At 53.4% G+C, this 17,674-nt stretch carries 16 protein-coding genes; 15 read left to right on the top strand and 1 reads right to left on the bottom strand.

Features of this window, described 5'->3' with window-relative positions:
• Nucleotides 1–8: 8 nt before the first annotated feature.
• Nucleotides 9–992: a proline racemase family protein gene (locus tag B0B07_RS04795; protein ID WP_076757193.1), complete on the bottom strand. Its 984-nt coding sequence runs from the start codon at nt 990–992 to the stop codon at nt 9–11.
• A 158-nt stretch (nt 993–1,150) separates the two neighbouring features.
• On the opposite strand from B0B07_RS04795, the gene B0B07_RS04790 reads away from it, so the two are divergent.
• From B0B07_RS04790 to B0B07_RS04720, 15 genes are all read left to right on the top strand, one after another.
• Nucleotides 1,151–2,521 carry a sigma-54 interaction domain-containing protein gene (locus tag B0B07_RS04790; protein ID WP_076757192.1) on the top strand — a complete coding sequence of 457 codons (1,371 nt, stop codon included), beginning with the start codon at nt 1,151–1,153 and terminating at the stop codon, nt 2,519–2,521.
• Nucleotides 2,522–2,891: 370 nt separating this feature from the next.
• Complete coding sequence (locus B0B07_RS04785) at nt 2,892–4,283, top strand: YfcC family protein (protein WP_076757191.1); 1,392 nt, start codon at nt 2,892–2,894, stop codon at nt 4,281–4,283.
• Between the two features lie 70 nt (nt 4,284–4,353).
• A complete protein-coding gene (locus tag B0B07_RS04780; protein ID WP_076757190.1) occupies nt 4,354–5,478 on the top strand; it encodes a M20 family metallopeptidase in 1,125 nt (374 codons plus the stop codon).
• 468 nt (nt 5,479–5,946) lie between these two features.
• Nucleotides 5,947–6,669, top strand: coding sequence for a GntR family transcriptional regulator (locus tag B0B07_RS04775; protein ID WP_076757189.1), 723 nt, complete (start codon nt 5,947–5,949; stop codon nt 6,667–6,669).
• A gap of 111 nt (nt 6,670–6,780) precedes the next feature.
• Nucleotides 6,781–8,178: a M20/M25/M40 family metallo-hydrolase gene (locus B0B07_RS04770; protein ID WP_076757188.1), complete on the top strand. Its 1,398-nt coding sequence runs from the start codon at nt 6,781–6,783 to the stop codon at nt 8,176–8,178.
• A complete protein-coding gene (locus tag B0B07_RS04765; RefSeq protein ID WP_144264288.1) occupies nt 8,159–9,703 on the top strand; it encodes an ABC transporter substrate-binding protein in 1,545 nt (514 codons plus the stop codon). Before B0B07_RS04770 ends, B0B07_RS04765 begins: the two co-directional genes overlap by 20 nt.
• A 48-nt stretch (nt 9,704–9,751) precedes the next feature.
• A complete protein-coding gene (locus B0B07_RS04760; protein WP_076757187.1) occupies nt 9,752–10,669 on the top strand; it encodes an ABC transporter permease in 918 nt (305 codons plus the stop codon).
• Between the two features lie 92 nt (nt 10,670–10,761).
• Nucleotides 10,762–11,652: an ABC transporter permease gene (locus tag B0B07_RS04755; RefSeq protein WP_234982270.1), complete on the top strand. Its 891-nt coding sequence runs from the start codon at nt 10,762–10,764 to the stop codon at nt 11,650–11,652.
• The gene (locus B0B07_RS04750) at nt 11,652–12,656 is read left to right on the top strand and encodes an ABC transporter ATP-binding protein (RefSeq protein WP_076757185.1); all 1,005 of its coding nucleotides are present in this window, start codon (nt 11,652–11,654) and stop codon (nt 12,654–12,656) included. The genes B0B07_RS04755 and B0B07_RS04750 overlap by 1 nt, the downstream gene beginning before the upstream one ends.
• Nucleotides 12,653–13,669, top strand: a complete 1,017-nt coding sequence (locus B0B07_RS04745) for an ABC transporter ATP-binding protein (protein ID WP_076757184.1) — start codon at nt 12,653–12,655, stop codon at nt 13,667–13,669. Before B0B07_RS04750 ends, B0B07_RS04745 begins: the two co-directional genes overlap by 4 nt.
• Nucleotides 13,670–13,691: 22 nt before the next feature.
• Complete coding sequence (locus tag B0B07_RS04740; RefSeq protein ID WP_076757183.1) at nt 13,692–14,822, top strand: NAD(P)/FAD-dependent oxidoreductase; 1,131 nt, start codon at nt 13,692–13,694, stop codon at nt 14,820–14,822.
• Nucleotides 14,738–15,184, top strand: coding sequence for a (2Fe-2S)-binding protein (locus B0B07_RS04735; RefSeq protein ID WP_327078163.1), 447 nt, complete (start codon nt 14,738–14,740; stop codon nt 15,182–15,184). The genes B0B07_RS04740 and B0B07_RS04735 overlap by 85 nt, the downstream gene beginning before the upstream one ends.
• On the top strand, nt 15,174–16,247 hold the full coding sequence (locus tag B0B07_RS04730) for an NAD(P)/FAD-dependent oxidoreductase (protein ID WP_076757182.1): 1,074 nt from the start codon (nt 15,174–15,176) through the stop codon (nt 16,245–16,247). Before B0B07_RS04735 ends, B0B07_RS04730 begins: the two co-directional genes overlap by 11 nt.
• A complete protein-coding gene (locus tag B0B07_RS04725; protein WP_076757181.1) occupies nt 16,240–16,563 on the top strand; it encodes a (2Fe-2S)-binding protein in 324 nt (107 codons plus the stop codon). Before B0B07_RS04730 ends, B0B07_RS04725 begins: the two co-directional genes overlap by 8 nt.
• Nucleotides 16,560–17,663 (top strand): NAD(P)/FAD-dependent oxidoreductase, encoded by a 1,104-nt coding sequence (locus B0B07_RS04720; protein WP_076757180.1) that lies wholly within the window; start codon nt 16,560–16,562, stop codon nt 17,661–17,663. The genes B0B07_RS04725 and B0B07_RS04720 overlap by 4 nt, the downstream gene beginning before the upstream one ends.
• The last annotated feature ends 11 nt before the right edge of the window (nt 17,664–17,674 follow it).

The raw sequence follows: 17,674 nt of genomic DNA, 5'->3' as shown, positions 1-17,674 counted from the left end.
ACCTCCGATTATTTTAATAAAAACCCTTCGCTGAACGGATCGGTTTCATCCAGCGTGAACTGGTGCACACCCGTGATCCAGGCGGACCCAGTGATTTTTGGAATGATCGCTTCATGATCGCCGACCGTCGCTTTGCCGATGATTTCGCCTTTGAACCGGGAACCGATGATGCTCTCCTGGATGATTTCCTCGTTTTCTGCCAGACCCAAAGTGGCGAGCTTGGCGCAGGTGCCTGTTCCGCAAGGGGAGCGGTCCACCTGGCCGTCTCCGAAGATGACGGCATTCCTGTAGAGGCGGTCGCTGCGCTTCAGGGAGAACTCCACAAGATCCACCGTGTTGATATCGGGGATTTCGGGGTGCATGATCGTCAGTTGCTCGTTCGCCGCCTTGCGGATGGCCATTCCGAGCTCTGCCAGCTTGTCCTGCTCGTCGATGGTTAAGTTAAGGCCGAATTGTCCGGCGTCCACAATGGAGAAGAAGCTCCCGCCGAACGCGATGTCCATCGGGATCTCACCGAAGCGTTCCGTGGATACCCGGACGTTTTTCATGAGGACAAAGGCCGGCACGTTGATGAAGGATACTTCCTTCACCTTGCCGTTTTCGTAGTGCACATCACAGGTGACAATCCCGGATGGCGTATCCAGCAGCAGCCTGTCCTTCTTTTCGACCAGCCCCTGATTGATTGCCATCGTGACCGTGGCGATCGTGCCGTGCCCGCACATATTCAAGTAACCGCCGCTGTCCATGAAGATGACCCCGAGGTCGCAGGACGGTTCGCACGGCTCCGCCAATATGGCACCGAACATGTTCAGGTGGCCGCGTGGCTCATGCATGAGTAATTTCCGGACCGTATCCAGATGGGTCTGCATATATTGTTTCTTCTCCATCATCGTGCGTCCCGGGATTTCGGGGAGGCCGTCCACCACGATGCGGGCGGCTTCTCCCATCGTATGGGCGTCGATGGTTCGGATGAAATTCTGCGCTAATACCATAGAGACTCCTCCTTCAAAAAATCTACCCTCAGATATCTCTATGCAAGAAGCGTGCCAACTTTAATTGACTATCAGAATGGCGATTTTCTTCAGAAGATGTACACTTAATTAACAATCATGTAAACTGTAAATGTTCTACCGAAGAAGGAGAGGATCCGATGCTTGACCCAACGCCGACGCGCTATTCGTTTTATTTACAGGCGCTTCTCGATACGAGCAATGATGCCATTTCCATCATCAACTCGGATGGAGTGGTCGAGTTCTGGAATGAACACGCAGAGAATCTGTACGGTATTCCGTCCGGGTCCATCCTCGGAAAAAAGATGAATACCTTTTTCAAGAAAGAGGATTTGAAGATCCTTGAGATCCTGAAAACACAGGAATATGTATTCAACATTTATCATCAGCCCCGCCCCGACAAACACATCATGATCAGTGCTTCACCCATCTTTAACGAGACAGGCGGGCTGCTCGGAGCGCTGTCGATCGATCAGGACATCTCGAACATCGTCGAGCTGAATGACAAACTGACGCTGACGACGTCGGAGCTTCAAAAGATCAAACACCAGTACAACGAGCAGAACCTGCATGACCCTTTATCGACGATCAAAGGAAACAGCCCGGCACTGCAGACCGTGAAAAGCCTGGCAATGAGAGTCGCGAAGACCGATGCGACCGTCCTGATCCAGGGGGAAAGCGGAGTGGGGAAGGAATTGTTCGCCAAGGGGATCCACGAGGCAAGCCCCCGCAAGGACAAGCCGTTCATCGCCGTCAACTGCGGCGCCATCCCCGAAGCGCTGTTCGAAAGCGAGTTTTTCGGATATGAGAAGGGTTCCTTCACGGGGGCAGATAAAAACGGCAAGGCCGGAAAAGTGGAAATGGCGACATCCGGCACACTGTTCCTTGATGAAATCGGAACACTTCCATTGGATATGCAGGTGAAGCTGCTGCGTGTCCTGCAGGAGCGGGAAGTGTACCGGATCGGCGGCCACTCGCCGATCAAGGTCGATATCCGGATTGTCGCGGCCACGAACAGCGATCTGGAGGAGATGGTCCGGCTCGGCCAGTTCCGGGAGGATCTATATTACCGTTTGAATGTCGTCACGCTTGACATCCCTCCGTTGAGGCGGCGGGCAGATGACATCCCGGCGCTGATGGAATCGTTCATCCAGGAATTCAGCTATCATTACGACAAGGAGCCCCCCGACTTCACGGAAGCGGCGATGGCGGCCTGCTGTCAATATGACTGGCCGGGCAACATCCGGGAACTGCGCAACCTGGTGGAGCGGCTCGTTATCCTGATCGATTCACCGACGGTCAAGCTGTCCGACCTGCAGCTCATCATGCCGCATTTTGCAGCGGAGACGAAACGGCCGACGCTTTCGCTTGAGAAGGATCAGCTCGAAAAGAACCGGATCACCGAAGCCCTTCAGGAAACGTACGGCAACAAAACCGCAGCCGCCAAAAAGCTCGGCATTTCCCGCGTCAGCCTGTATAAGAAGATCAAGCAGTATGGGATTGAATGTTGAACGTGAATGGATAGGAATAAGGTCACATTGCATGGAGATAGCGCCGGAGACCCATTTCAAGCAGCCTGCGGGCTGCTTTTTGGTGTTTGCGGAATATGGGAAGTGAGCCGGGCAGTCAATGGACCCGCTGCGAAATCGCTTTGTGAGGCTCGATACAACAAACCCAGAAAGCCCCATCAGCATGCAGCTAGCGCAATATCCAATCTAAAACCAAGACTTCAAATCCTCCGAAAATTAGTTTGACTCACCCCAATCATACAGTTAAAATTATTGTCGAATAAGAATGAAAAGATAGCCCTTTTTGTCTATTGTAGCCGGACGGATGGGATTCCTCTTATTCGATATAGAGATAGATGGGGGAAAGAACGTTATGCAGACAAAGAAGAAACGGCGTTTCGAGATGCCGGATGCGTTCGTCATCATCTTCGGGATTCTCGTACTGGCCGTATTGCTGACATACATCGTGCCGGCCGGGGAGTTTCAGCGCGAGGAGGTCGATGGACGGAATATTGTAATCGACGGGACGTACGAGCGGATTGAGAGTCAGCCGGCGTCATTATTGTCGACGTTCACGTCGATTCAGCAGGGTCTGGTCGATTCGGCACCGATCATCTTCATGGTGTTGATCGTCGGAGCGGCAGTTGCGGTCATTGACCATACCGGGGCGATCAACTCCGGTGTGAATGCGCTCATCAGCAAGACGAAGAATCAGAAATACTTGTTGGTGGCGGCGTTCATCTCGATTTTTGCGATCCTGGACTTTTTCGGCATCAGCGGAAACGTCATCATTGCCTTCATACCGATCGGGATCGTCCTGGCACGGGCACTGAAGCTGGATCCGATCGTCGGGGTGGCGATGGTCTATCTCGGGCAGTATGTCGGGGTGGCGACGGGGACGTTTGACCCGGTCATCACCGGGCTGGCGCAGTCGATCGCGGAACTGCCGCTGTTCTCAGGCTGGCATCTCCGGCTGACCGCCTTCTTCATCCTGATCATCATCACGATGATTTACATTCTTCGGTATGTGAAACGGATCGAAAAAGACCCGTCGAAGCGAATCATCACGTTCGCCGAAACGGATGGGGGCGTACAGGGGCCGGTCGAGGAGTTCGGACCGTTCACCGGCCGCCATAAAGTCGTGCTTCTGACGGCGCTCGTCTTCATGGGGTCGTTCATCTACGGCGTGTTCAAGATGGAGTGGAGCACGAATGAGCTTGCCGGGATCTTCATCATGATGTCGATCGCGGTGGCGATTGTGGGCCGCATCCATATGAATGATTTCGTAAAAGTGTTCATCAAGGGTGCCCAGGACATCGTCTACGGTGCGCTCGTAATCGGACTGGCGCGTGCGGTCGTGGTCGTTCTCGAAAACGGGAAGATCCTCGATACGATCGTCAGTGCGGCAGTCCAGCCGATGGCAGAGATGCCGATGTTCCTGGCTGCCGAGTCGATGTTCGTCTTCAACTTGCTGTTCAACCTGATCATCACATCCGGTACCGGGCAGGCGGCGATCGTCATGCCGTTCATGGTGCCGCTTGCGGACATGCTGGACATCACCCGGCAGACCGCGGTGCTTGCGTTCAAGATGGGTGACGGGATCACGAATATCATTGCGCCGACATCAGGCGTTCTGATGGCGGTTTTGGCGATCGGGAAGGTGCCTTACGCCAAGTGGTTCAAATTTGTCCTGCCGCTCGTGCTCATGTGGTCGGTCGTCGGCCTCATCATGGTCGCGATTGCAGTCATGACCGGTTATAACTGATTGACAGGGGGAGGACGGATCGCGTTCTCCCTTTTGTCATTGGCGGTGAAAACTGAAAGGAGTGTTCAGAATGGATGAAGTGCTGAAGTATATGGAGGAGCACCGAGATGAGATGCTTGCGGACATCCGCAGTCTGGTCGAAAGTGATTCGCCTTCTTTGGACAAAGAGCGGATGGATCTATGCGGGGAGCGGATCCAGGAACTGCTCCAGCGGCATTTCGGCAGGCGGGCGGACGTGATCCCCGAGGAGCAATACGGCGATCATCTGAAGTTCGAATACGGGGAAGGGGAAGAAGCGCTGCTCCTCCTGTCCCATTTCGATACGGTTTGGGATCCGGGCGAACTGGAGTACCGGACGGACGGCGACCTCGCTTATGGTCCGGGAATCCTGGACATGAAGGGCGGGCTCGTCCAGGCGATCTGGGCGCTCAAGGCGGTCCGGGACCTGGGGCTGCCCCTGTCCAAAAAAGTCGTCCACCTGTTCACGAGCGAGGAAGAGCTGAGCAGCCCGGTGTCCCGGGAAGTGATCCGGCGGGTGGCGGAAGGCAGTTCCTGCGTACTGGTCACGGAGCCGCCGGTCGTCGGGACAGGTGCCCTCAAGACTGCGAGGAAAGGTTCCGCCCGGTACACGATCCGGTTCGGGGGGAAGTCGGCCCATGCCGGCAACAGCCACAGCGAAGGGGCCAGCGCCATCCGGGCGGCGGCCCGCGCGACGGAATACCTGGAGTCGCTGACGGATTACGAAAAAGGCACGACGCTCAATGTCGGCCTCATCCAGGGCGGCGGGAAGCTGAACGTCGTCTCCGACCAAGCGGAAATTGGCGTCGATGTCCGGGCTGTAACAGTCGGAGAGCAGGAGCGCATCGACCGGACCATCAAAGGGCTCAAGCCGTTCCTTGAGGGGACGACCCTTGAAGTGAGCGGCGGCATTTCCCGCCCGCCGATGGAGCGGACTGAAGCGACGGCGGCGCTCTTCGGACTTGCAAAGGAGGCTGCCGGCGAACTCGGCTTCGAACTCGACGAAGCATCTGTGGGAGGCGGCAGCGACGGCAACCTCACCGCCGCGATGGGAATCCCGACACTCGACGGACTCGGGGCTGTCGGTGTCGGCATCCACGCACGGAACGAACAGATCGTGATCAGCGAACTCCCGAAAAGAGCCGCCCTCATGGCGAAACTGCTGACCCGGGTGTAAAGCATGGCGAGCGGCCGATAGGAGTTTGTTTGTTCTCGATAGGTGATGAGTCGTTCCTGTTTGGTAGGGGTTCGTTGGGATTGGTAGGGACTCGATCTTGATTGGTAGGGATTCGTCCGGGATTGGTAGGGTCTTGCTCCGGTTAGGTAGGGACTCAACCATGATTGGTAGGGTCTCAAGAGGAAAAGGTAGGGATTCACCGATGATTGGCAGCGACTCATGTGCATTTGGTAGGGACTCAGCTGGATGTGAGTAACGGAAAAGAATGATAGGCAATCAACAATAGTGGGGCCCCGTGCAGTCATCCCGGCTGCGCGGGGCCTTTCATTTAATGCCTGCCGGTCAACAGAACTGATTCGTTAGAATTATTAAAATATTTATAAAAACGCATTGACTCGACGGGGGCATGTCAGTATACTAAGTGAAATACTTTCGTGTATAACATTATAACTTTTGATGGGTGATAACGTGGAAATCAATAAAAATACGGTCATGCCGTTGTTTTATCAAATCAAAGAGAATTTAAAGGCGAAGATTCTCTCCGGGGATTGGGAAGTCGGCCAGCAGATCCCGACAGAGAAAGAATTGGCCGCGCAGTTCAAAGTGAGTACGATCACGGTAAAGCGCGCGGTCCATGAACTGGTTGCAGAAGGCATGCTATATCGCCGGAGCGGAAAAGGCACGTTTGTGATCCGCCAGGAGGAACAGAGCCTGTCCAAACTCGTGACTCTGAAGAACGAGGCATGGGAAGACCATCACCACCCACACAACCTGATCCGTTTCACAATCGACAAGACGGAACAGGGCGTCCGACCGAAGCTTGAACTGAACGGGAATGAGAAGGTTTATTCAATTCACCGGGTGAAGACAGAGAACGATATTCCGCTTGCAATCGAGTTTTCGTATCTCCCCGTATCGCCTTTCCCGGACCTGACAATCGAGATGCTGGAAAACCAGTTGCTGTATAACCTGATCACCGAACACTATCAGATTGAACTTGGGAAGGCCAAGGTTTATTTCTCGTCGATTGCCGCCACCCAGTATGAAGCGGAACTGCTGCAGGTTCCCCTTGGGGAGCATTTGCTTATGCTGGAACGGTGTACGGCGGCCAAGGACGGCCGGATCCTCGAGTACTCGAAGTTCATATTGAAAGACACTCAATCCAAGTATTTCCTTGAGATTGAGCTATGAGCTTCTTTTTAGGATATAAAGTTATAACTTTATATATTATAAAACAGCAGGGGTGGTTGTCGAAAAGAAAAACAGCCTTGAAGTACCGGAGCCAAAGAAGGAGGGGGAAATATGCAGACGTTCAACCAAACTGTAAACCGGAATGAAGATTTGTATTTAGACTGGTTGCTCGAAGCTTGCCGGCAACCGAGTGTTTCTGCGACAAATCATGGAATGGCTGAGATGAAAGAACACGTAAAGAGGCTCTTGGGCAAAGTCGGCGCCACGATTACGGAGATCCACACCGGGGGCTATCCGATCATTTATGGAGAGTTGGATTACAACAAGGAGAAAACCCTGACATTTTATAACCACTATGATGTACAGCCCGCCGATCCGTTGAGTGAATGGGAAAGTGATCCTTTTGAGCCGGCTTTGAGGGACGGGAAACTATTCGCCAGGGGAGTAGCGGATAATAAAGGGAATCTGGTTGCGAGGATTTGTGCGGTGCATGCCTATCAGCAGGCACATGGAGAGCTTCCCGTAAATATCAAGTTCATCTTCGAAGGGGAAGAGGAAGTGGGAAGTCCGCACCTCGAATATTTTGCTGAAAACCACCGGGACAAGCTGGAGACGGATGCGCTGATCTGGGAAGGCGGCCTGAGGGACGCCGTCAACAAGCGTCTGCACGTGGGGCTGGGCGTGAAAGGGATTTTTTATGCCGAATTGGTCTGCAAAGGAGCGAACACTGACCTGCACTCTTCGGAAGCGGCGATCATCGAAAACCCGGCATGGAGATTGACCTGGGCACTGAGCACGCTGAAGGATCCGTCCGAGCGCATTCTGATTGAGGGGTTCTATGACGATGTCAGGGAACTCAGCAAAGAGGATCAGGAGTTTATCCGGACGATCGACTATGACGAAGCCGGAACTCTCCAGCTGTATCAACTGAATCAATTTAATCAGGGACTCACCGGCGAAGAGCTGAAGACGGCGTTGATCGCCTCCCCGACATGTACAATCTGCGGATTGGAATCCGGCTACACCGGCGAAGGGGCAAAGACGGTCCTGCCGGCGGTTGCGACAGTGAAGCTGGATTTCCGATTAGTTCCTGATCAAAAACCGGAAAGAATCCATGAACTGCTGCGGGCTCACTTGGATCGGCATGGGTTCTCCGATATTGAAATCCGCCCGGCGAACCACTTGACGCCTTTCAATACGAAGTCAGATCATCCCTTCGTGGACACTGTGTTGAAAAGTGTCGCGGAAACGTATGAGGAGAAACCGATCATTTACCGCAACCTGGCAGGTTCAAGTCCGATGTATAACCTGTTAAAAGGCACGGACATCCCCGCTGTACAAGTCGGGGTCGCGAATACCCAGTCACGTTTTCACGCGCCAAACGAAAATATCTTCGTCGTTGACTATTTCCAGGGCATTAAGCTCACAGGATCCGTCATCAAAAATTTTTCGATTAAAAATACTGAAGATTTGAAAGAGGGGGTTTATTGTGAAGAAGTGGAGAATTAATGCCTTGCTTGTCGTGTTGCTGATGGTCGTGGCGGGTTGCAGTGATAAAGAAGCATCTACAGGCGGAACATCCGGATCCGATTCAAACGATGGGACACTCGTGATTGCACAGGCTTCCGATGTGACGACGATGGATCCGCAAAACTCACTGAGCACGACGGGGGACCGGGTGTTCCGCAATATGTTCAGCAGACTGTTTTACTGGGACGAAAACATGGAACTCCAGCCGGAAGTCGCCGAATCATATGAGCAGACGGACGATACCACCTGGCACTTCAAATTAAAAGAAGGCATCACGTTCCATAACGGCGACCCGCTCACGGCCGAAGATGTGAAATATAGCCTTGAGCGGGTCATGACGGACGACACCCTGAAGGAATTCCCTTACTTCAAACAGCTCAAGCAAGTGAATGTCCTGGATGAACACAATGTTGAAATCATTACGGATGGCCCGATGCCGACAATGCTCAATGTATTGGCGAAAAGCGGGGCGGATATCATCCCGAAACAACACATCGAAGAAGTGGGGATGGATGAATTCATCAAAAATCCGATCGGGTCGGGCCCTTACAAATATGTCGAATGGGTGAGGGACGACCGGGTGGTCATGGAGCCGTATGAAGACTACTTCAACGGAACGCCCAAATGGAAAAAAGTCACTGTCCGTGCGATCCCGGAAAGTTCGACTCGTGTTGGCGAACTGATCACCGGAGGAGTGGATGTCATTACAGATGTTCCGCCGAACGAGTGGGCACGGCTCGACTCTGAAACTGGTGTCGAACTGGTCAAAGGAGAAACCACCCGGGTCAATCTTCTCATGGTGCGGACAACAGAAGGCACTGTAACTGCCGATCCGAAGGTCCGGGAGGCCATCGACCTGGCGATTGATGAGCAGGCGATCGTGGATTCCCTGTTCCAGGGCAACGCCGTACCGGTCAGGACACGGGTTCCGAAGGGAGTATTTGGTGCCAATCCGGACCTGTACGACACGAACGTCTACGACCTTGACCGGGCAAAGAAATTGCTGGAAGAGGCCGGGCATCCGGATGGAGTGGATCTGACGTTCACCGCATCCAAAGGGCGTTACCCGCTGGACGGGGAAGTTGCCGAGCTGATCACGGCGATGCTTACGGAGGCCGGTTTCAATGTCAACCTGAAGCTGCTCGAAACGAGTGCATTCATTGAAGACTACAACGCCAATAAAAACGAAGAGCTGATCATGATTGGCCTCGCTGACGGATTGCTCGATGCCTCTTACTCGCTTGTCCACTACACGAAAGAACGCGCAGCCGGCCAAACCGACTACTTCAATGAAGAAGTTGAAAACCTGTACAAGGAAGCTGGACGCAATCTGAATGACGGGGAACGGGCGAAACAGTATGAACGGATCCAGGAGATCGTTGCAGAGGAGCGTCCTCACATCTTCCTGTTCCAGCAGGGGGCCAATTACGGCATCCGGGACAATGTTCAATTCACCCCGAATCTGAACGAAGTCATTTTCTTCGATGATATGGACAAGAAGTAAAGGGTCAAGCATCTGATTCCGATGTGATTTTGATAAAAGGGGGCCGCCATGAGAAAGTACCTGATCCGAAGACTGCTTCAAATTATTCCGGTTCTGTTCATCATCACTTTCGTTGTATTCGTCCTGGTCTACAAGGCGGGTGATCCGGTAGCGCTCATGCTGCCGGAGGACGCCTCCGAAAGTGATCGGGCGGCTATGAGGGAAGCACTGGGGCTGAACGAGCCGTTCCTGGTCCAATATTTCAGCTTTGTGGGAGACCTGGTGAAAGGTGACTTCGGCACTTCCTTCCGCTCCAACCAGGAGGCACTCCCCCTAGTACTGGAGCGCCTGCCGGCAACGCTGGAACTGGCAGCCGCCTCGATGATCGTGGCCATTATCCTGGCGATCCCGCTGGGGATTTATTCGGCAAGGAAGCAAAACACGTTGACTGACCTGTTTATCACGGGAGGCTCGGTGCTTGGGAAGGCCATGCCGAACTTCTGGCTGGGGATCATCCTCATTCTCCTCTTTGCGGTGAATGTCCAGATGTTCCCGGTGTCAGGCAGGGGGAGCCTCATGCACCTGGTTCTCCCCGCCATCACCCTGGGAACGGGGATAGCTGCGGAAATGACCCGTTTGATCAGGTCAAGCATGCTGGAGATATTCAACCAGGACTATATCAGGACCGCCAAAAGTAAAGGTGTCAGCAATTCTGTTCTCGTGTATAAGCATGCTTTCCGGAACTCGCTCATACCGGTCGTGACCATTATGGGACTGCAGATCTCCCACCTGGTGAGCGGGGCGCTGATCACCGAAACCGTCTTTGCCTGGCCCGGAGTCGGCCAACTATTGATCCAGGCCGTGAACGGGCGGGACATGGCGGTTGTCCAGGCTGCTGTATTCGTGATCGCCCTGTTGGTCATCATCGTCAATCTGCTGACGGATTTAGCGTACAGATTGCTCGATCCGAGAATTCATTACTCGTGAATCCACAAACTGCTTGAGAATCTTCGCGAAGGGGGAGAACCATGGAAGCTGAATCGAAACCCGTCATGACCCTGCCCAGAGTCAATGCCGGAATGAAAACGTCAAGCCATCCGTTGAAGCGCTGGACCAAACTGCTATTGCAGAGCCGGACGGGGACCGTCGGAATGATCATTGTGCTGGGCGTCATTTTCGTCGCCGTCTTCGCCGATCTGATCGCCCCGCACAATCCTGCGGCCAACAACTTGTCCAATATCATGCAGCCTCCCGCATGGGTGGCAGGAGGCTCATGGGACTTTGCGCTGGGCACGGATAATCTGGGGCGTGACATTCTGAGCCGGATCATCGTCGGAACCCGTGTTTCCCTGCTCGTCGGGGTATTCTCGGTCGTGCTGGCCGGTTTGATCGGTCTGGTTGTCGGGATTGTGGCCGGGTACTACGGCGGCTGGCTCGATAACGTACTGATGAGGCTCGTCGACTCCTTCCTGGCCATACCGAGCATTTTATTTATCCTCGTGTTCCTTTCTGTGTTTGAACCGAGCATCACGCTTCTGATCGTCGTGATCGGGCTTACCAATTGGGTCACCTATGCGCGTGTGGTCAGAGGAGAGGTTCTGAGCATAAAGGAACGCGAATATGTCAAAGCATCCAAGTCGATCGGAACCAGCCACCGGACCATCATGCTGCGCCATATCCTTCCCAATATCGTGTCCTCTTTCATCGTCATTTCTGCGCTGAGCGTCGCGACCACGATCATTCTGGAGGCATCGCTGAGCTTCCTCGGACTGGGCATCCAGCCGCCGGATGTATCGTGGGGAGCCATGCTCACGGACGGCCGGAACTACCTGGCCACCAACTGGTGGGTTGCGACATTCCCTGGCGTCGCAATCGTCATCACCGTGCTCGGGATCATCTTCTTGGGCGACTGGCTGCGGGATGTACTCGATCCGAGAGCACAAGTAAGCAGGAAAGGAGGAGGGAAGTGATGAGTGAGCCGCTTCTGGAAGTCAAAAGCCTGAGTACCCACTTTTTCACGGAAGATGGCATCGTGCCTTCCGTCAGAAATGTATCTTTTACTGTCAATAAAGGGGAGATCGTCGCCATCGTCGGTGAATCCGGCTGTGGGAAAAGCGTGACATCCCTTTCCATTCTTCAACTGGTCAGCAAGCCCGGGAGAATCGTAGGGGGAGAAATCTTATTTAACGGCATGGATCTGACGAAAATGACTGAGCGGGAAATCCGGAAAATACGGGGCAATAAAATCTCGATGATTTTTCAGGAGCCGCTCACTTCACTGAATCCGGTTTTTACAGTCGGTAACCAGATTACCGAAACGATCCGCCTGCATCAGGCGGTCGATAAAGAACAGGCCAAGAAGTTGGCGATCGAATTATTAAAGACCGTTGGGATGCCGAATCCCAAGAAGCAATATTCTTCTTTTCCCCACCAGCTGAGCGGGGGGATGAGACAGCGCGTCATGATCGCAATGGCTTTGTCCTGCAATCCGGAACTGCTCATAGCGGATGAACCGACGACGGCACTGGATGTGACGATCCAGGTCCAGGTCCTTAATCTGCTCAGGAAGGCACAGCGGAAATTTGATACTTCGGTGATCCTGATCACCCACGACCTCGGTGTGGTCGCGGAGATGGCCGATCGCGTCATCGTGATGTACGGCGGTGAGATCGTTGAGCAGAACGACGTCTATAACCTATTCAAAGAGCCGAAGCATCCTTATACGAAAGGGTTGCTGAACAGCACACCAAAAATACACCAGCTGGAAGATTCATTGGAGTCCATTGAAGGGAACGTACCGACGCCCGAAAATATGCCTGCCGGCTGCAAGTTCAACACGAGATGCCCATTCGCAATGCAGAAATGCATCGAGAACAACCCGGATCTCGAACGCAAGGGGGACGGATCGTACATCCGGTGCTGGCTGTACGAGGACTCGGAACAAGAGAAAGCCGAAGCGGTGGTGAGTCTATGAACATGCCGGTTGAAGTGAAGGAAACCCCAGAGGGAAAGACAGGGCATCTGCTCAAAATCGAAGGGTTGAAGAAGCATTACGTTCTATCAACCAATCTTATGGGAAAGCCGGTCAAGTCACTGAAAGCCGTGGATGAAGTGACTCTGACGATCCGAGAAGGGGAAACGCTCGGGATCGTCGGTGAATCGGGCTGCGGCAAATCCACATTGGGCAACATGATTACCCGCCTGATTGAGCCGACCGGAGGGAAAGTGGTCTTTGAAAACCGGGATTTGCTGAGCATGTCGGAGAAGGAAATGCGGAATGTCCGAAAAGATATCCAGATGATCTTCCAGGATCCGTTTTCATCGTTGAATCCGAGAATGCGTGTGTTCGACATCATCGCAGAGCCGCTCAGGACCCACGGTGTCGCCACCGGGGAATCTTTGAAGAAGAGGGTGGAGGAGCTTCTGGAGATTGTGGGGCTCAACCGCTCACAAGGCAAACGATTCCCGCATGAATTCAGTGGCGGACAGCGGCAGCGCATCGGCATCGCCCGTGCCATCGCCCTGCATCCGAAGCTCGTCGTATGTGATGAACCTGTATCTGCATTGGACGTATCGATCCAGGCGCAAATCTTAAACCTGCTGATCAAATTGCAGAAAGAATTGAACCTCACCTACATTTTCATCGGCCATGGAATCCCGGCGGTCAAGTATATCAGTGATCGGATTGCCGTCATGTACATGGGAGAAATCGTCGAGATGGCTTCAAAGGAAAACTTGTTCAAGGCGACCAAACACCCCTATACCCAGGGATTGATCGATTCCGTTCCGATACCGGATCCGCTGTTGAGGAGAGACCGGGAGGAGCTGTTGATCAAAGGGGAAGTGTCCGGTGAATCAGATCCAGGAGAAGGTTGCCGGTTCTATCCGCGTTGCCCGTTTGGGACAGAAATGTGCAGGATTGAAAAACCGTCACTCCGGGAACACGCGCCTGATCATTTTGCAGCTTGCCATTATCCGTTGTCTTGAAAACAAATTAAGGAGTGATGAAGTGAAAGTAGCCATCATCGGATCGGGAATCGTCGGTTCCAGCGCCGCCTATCATTTAAGCAAAAAGGAAGGCATCGAGGTTGTCCTCATCGACAAAGAGCAGGACGGAAAAGCAACTTCTGCCGGGGCAGGGATTGTCTGCCCCTGGGTCTCAAGTGTAAAGGATCCGGACTGGTACAGGCTTGCGAGGGAAGGAGCCAGGTTTTATCCTGGCTTGATTGACCGCCTGGATAAAGACGGCGAGACCCAAACGAGTTATAAACGGGTGGGCGCTCTTTGCATCAGCGAAGGGTCCGAGGAACTGGATCAAATCGAATCGGATGTCCGGGCCAAGCAAGCGGATGCGCCCGAATTGGGGGAGATCCGCCGGCTGAGCAGCGAAGAAACGAGACGGCTCTTTCCGCCATTGCATGAAAACCTGGAATCTGTTTTCGTCTCCGGAGCCGCGAGGGTGGATGGAAGGCAACTTCGTGAAGCCATGAAAAATGCGGGGGTGAAAAACGGCGTCCGCTTCGTCAGTGGCGAAGCCAGCCTAGTTTTGGATGGAAGACAAGTGACCGGCGTATCGGTGGATGGAACGGATCTGGGTGTGGATGAGGTGATCCTCACTGCGGGCGCATGGGTTCCGGAGCTCTTGAATCCGCTGGGTGTACATTTAAATGTTGTGCCGCAGAGAGGCCAGATTGCCCATATCGAACTGCCGGATATGGATACGTCGGAATGGCCGGTGATCCTGCCGCAAAGCAGCCATTATATGCTTGCTTTTGACGATTCAAGGGTAGTGGCCGGGGCCACAAGAGAAACAGGTTCCGGTTTTGACTATCGGCAGACGGTAAGCGGGGTCCAGGAAGTGACGAATGAGGCCCTGCGGGTGGCTCCGGGTCTCGCTCAGGGCACGCTCAAAGAGGTGAGGATCGGCTTCAGGCCGATGGGAGAAGACATCCTGCCGTTGCTTGGAAGGGTCGATGAACTTGGGAACGTCGTGATTGCGACCGGATTAGGTGCTTCCGGTCTGACGATGGGCCCTTATGTCGGGTATCTTGCAGCGTGCCTCGTTGCGGAAGAGGACATCGATATCGACTTGGCTCCTTATCATCCGATGCGTTCGATGAAGGTGAACGAGCAGGTCTGATATGGAAAAGTTACGAGATCAAAAGATATAACATTATACTCCGGGTAGGTGAGGAACATTTGGTGTCTGTTCAGCCACAAGCATATGTAAGCTTTTCATTTAACGGAACGGAAATGAGGGCACTGAAAGGACAGACGATTGCTGCGGCACTGTTGGCAAACGGCATCCGGAAGCTGGGAGTGAGCCGGAAACTCAGACAGCCCCGCGGGATATTTTGTCATACCGGAAGATGTTGCAGCTGCTTTGTAACGGTCGATGGAATCGACCATGTGCTGAGCTGTATGAAACGGATTGAAGAAGGCATGAAAATCGAGCCTGGTACATCGGATCCGGTCGTCTGGAGGAGTGGAGATGGAGACTGATGTGCTCATAGTCGGCGGGGGCCCTGCGGGTCTGACAGCGGCTTGCCGATTGGCTGAAGGTGGGGCAAAAGTGGTCTTGGTGGATGAGGGTTTTGAGCTTGGCGGTCATATGCACCATCAATCCGCTGTTGTCCGGTCGCTTCCTGACTCCTATGAAACGATGACAGGAACAGAATTCATCGAACAGCTGATCGGACGGGTGAATGCATTGGAGATCAGACAGCTGCTCAGCCATTCGGTTGTCGGAGTATATCAGAACGGGGATCTGGGTGTGACGGACGGAAACAGGACATTTCCGATCAGTGCCGGACAAGTCATTCTCGCAACGGGCGCTGCTGAAGACGCAGCCCTGTTCCCGGGATGGACTTTTCCCGGTGTGATGACATTGGGTGCGGCCCAGCTGCTCATTAACCGGGAGCGGGTCAGGCCCGGAAACACAGCCCTCATAGTCGGGCTGAACCAATTTACACTGGAAGTTGCCGATTTATTCAGCAAAGAAAATGTGAGCATCGCCGGAATCATCGAAGAACGGGACCGTTCAGCGGTCCCGGAAGAATGGATCGCCCGCATCCACGAAGAGCGGATCCCGGTCTATTTCTCGAGCCGGATCCAAGCCGTCCTCGGGAACGGTGAAGTGGAAAAGGCGATCATCCAAACTTCGGGCGGGGAGAAGGTCATGGAAGCCGACATGATCTGTATCAGTAATGGGATGAGCCCGATTACAGATCTGGCAGAGCTGCTCACTTGCGAATTGACTTACAATGAGTCGCTGGGCGGGCAAGTTCCGATATATAACGAGGGATTCGAGACAACCGTTCCTTCCGTATTTGTGATCGGCAATGCAGCAGGTGTGACATGTGCCGGCGGTCTCTTATTGACTGCGGAGATTGCGGCCAATCAGGTATTGAAGAATCTCTCCCTCAGGACCCGCGAGGAATACCTGACCCGGAATCAATCACTCTGGGAGGAGCTCCGTAAAACCGAAAATCAACATTCCGGAATCGTGCATGAAGAACGGGCAGGAATCATAAATGAATCAGTTCAGGAGAACGCCTATGGATAAAAGTGTAATCGTCTGCAAATGCGAAGAGGTCAATATCGATGAAATTGAGACGGCGTTGAAGACGGGTGCCCGCCATTTCGATGATGTCAAAAGGCTGACACGCTGCGGGATGGGGCCTTGCCAGTCCAAGCTATGCGGCGGTCTCGTCCGCAGGGTCATCAGTGAGTATCGAAACGTTTCAATCAGTGAGGTGGAGCCGCCCAAAAAAAGAATGCCGATCAGCATGATCAGGCTGAAGGCGCTGGCCACTGATAAAGAAGCCACAAAAGTGATATCTGTGTTCAAGGAATCGGTGTCGGGAGTGAGCCGCTCATGAGCCGTCAGTATGATGTTGTCGTGATCGGGAGCGGAGTGGTGGGAAGTAGTATTGCTTACCATCTTTCCGAACGAAAGACGAAAAAGGTTGCTGTGATCGACAAAGGGTTCATTTTAACCGGAACATCCGGCTCCACGCAGGCATGGGTCTGGGTTCACAACAAGACGCCTTCATGGTACGGGGAACTCAGCATGTACAGCGCTGAGCTTTACCCGACGCTGAAGAAACGGATAGGGGACGTCGAATACAAAAGAACAGGCGGCATCGCTCCTTTCTTTGACGAAAAAGACAGGGAACACGCCCTGCGGCTCGCTGAAATGCAGGAGAAGGTCGGGATTGATGTAAAAGTTCTGACGAGAGAAGAATTGCTTGAAAAAGAGCCTTTCCTGTCCGAGAAAGCCGCGGGGGCCACCTACAGTGATATCGACGGAAATGTCAATCCTTTCCGGCTGGTGGAGCTGTATACGAAGGCTGCCAAGAAAAACGGAGTGGACTTTTCTTTTTACAATCCCGTAACCGAGATCCGGAGAGACAAAGGCTATTATCAGATCCGTACGGAAAAAGAGGGCGTTTTTACCGCGAAGCAGATCGTGTTGGCCGGAGGAGTCTGGACGGGGGAACTCGGCAGGATGTTGGACATCACAATTCCCGTCAAACAAGTCCGAGGTCAAATATTGGTGACGGAGCCGCTGGAGCCGTTTATCCAAACGACGATCGCAGGTGTTCGGCAGGCGGAAAACGGTGAAGTGCTGATCGGTTACTCAAAGGAAGAAGTAGGATATAACCGGCAAACGACATTGGACGTCATGCAAGAAACTGCCGGAATGGCCCTTGACTATTTCCCGGTGTTGGCGGAAGCGAATGTGGTGAGGTGTTTTTCCGGGGTGAGGGTTATCCCGAAAGACGGGCTTCCGATACTGGGCCAGATCCCGGGAATGGAAAATGCGTATGTTGCAGTAACGCATAGCGGCGTTACACTATCTCCTTTGATCGGAACGTTGATGACCGAACTGGTCATGGACCGGGAGACTTCTTTGGATCTGTCGAAAATGAGCCTCAGCCGGTTTGAACGATCTGCTGCAGGCGAACTGATTGTGTGAGAAGAAAGGGG

This window comes from Edaphobacillus lindanitolerans (assembly GCF_900156305.1).
GTDB lineage: Bacteria > Bacillota > Bacilli > Bacillales_A > Planococcaceae > Bhargavaea > Bhargavaea lindanitolerans.
Note: the sequence above shows the minus strand (reverse complement) of the source record. Positions and strands in the feature narration are given on the sequence as shown.

Excerpts from the sequence above, each read along its gene's own strand:
- B0B07_RS04750 (WP_076757185.1), top strand. The coding sequence starts at position 11,652 with ATGAGTGAGCCGCTTCTGGAAGTCAAAAGCCTGAGTACCCACTTTTTC.
- B0B07_RS04755 (WP_234982270.1), top strand. The coding sequence starts at position 10,762 with ATGAAAACGTCAAGCCATCCGTTGAAGCGCTGGACCAAACTGCTATTG.
- B0B07_RS04760 (WP_076757187.1), top strand. The coding sequence starts at position 9,752 with ATGAGAAAGTACCTGATCCGAAGACTGCTTCAAATTATTCCGGTTCTG.
- B0B07_RS04745 (WP_076757184.1), top strand. The coding sequence starts at position 12,653 with ATGAACATGCCGGTTGAAGTGAAGGAAACCCCAGAGGGAAAGACAGGG.
- B0B07_RS04720 (WP_076757180.1), top strand. The coding sequence starts at position 16,560 with ATGAGCCGTCAGTATGATGTTGTCGTGATCGGGAGCGGAGTGGTGGGA.
- B0B07_RS04790 (WP_076757192.1), top strand. The coding sequence starts at position 1,151 with ATGCTTGACCCAACGCCGACGCGCTATTCGTTTTATTTACAGGCGCTT.
- B0B07_RS04730 (WP_076757182.1), top strand. The coding sequence starts at position 15,174 with ATGGAGACTGATGTGCTCATAGTCGGCGGGGGCCCTGCGGGTCTGACA.
- B0B07_RS04795 (WP_076757193.1), bottom strand. The coding sequence starts at position 992 with ATGGTATTAGCGCAGAATTTCATCCGAACCATCGACGCCCATACGATG.
- B0B07_RS04725 (WP_076757181.1), top strand. The coding sequence starts at position 16,240 with ATGGATAAAAGTGTAATCGTCTGCAAATGCGAAGAGGTCAATATCGAT.
- B0B07_RS04780 (WP_076757190.1), top strand. The coding sequence starts at position 4,354 with ATGGATGAAGTGCTGAAGTATATGGAGGAGCACCGAGATGAGATGCTT.
- B0B07_RS04770 (WP_076757188.1), top strand. The coding sequence starts at position 6,781 with ATGCAGACGTTCAACCAAACTGTAAACCGGAATGAAGATTTGTATTTA.
- B0B07_RS04785 (WP_076757191.1), top strand. The coding sequence starts at position 2,892 with ATGCAGACAAAGAAGAAACGGCGTTTCGAGATGCCGGATGCGTTCGTC.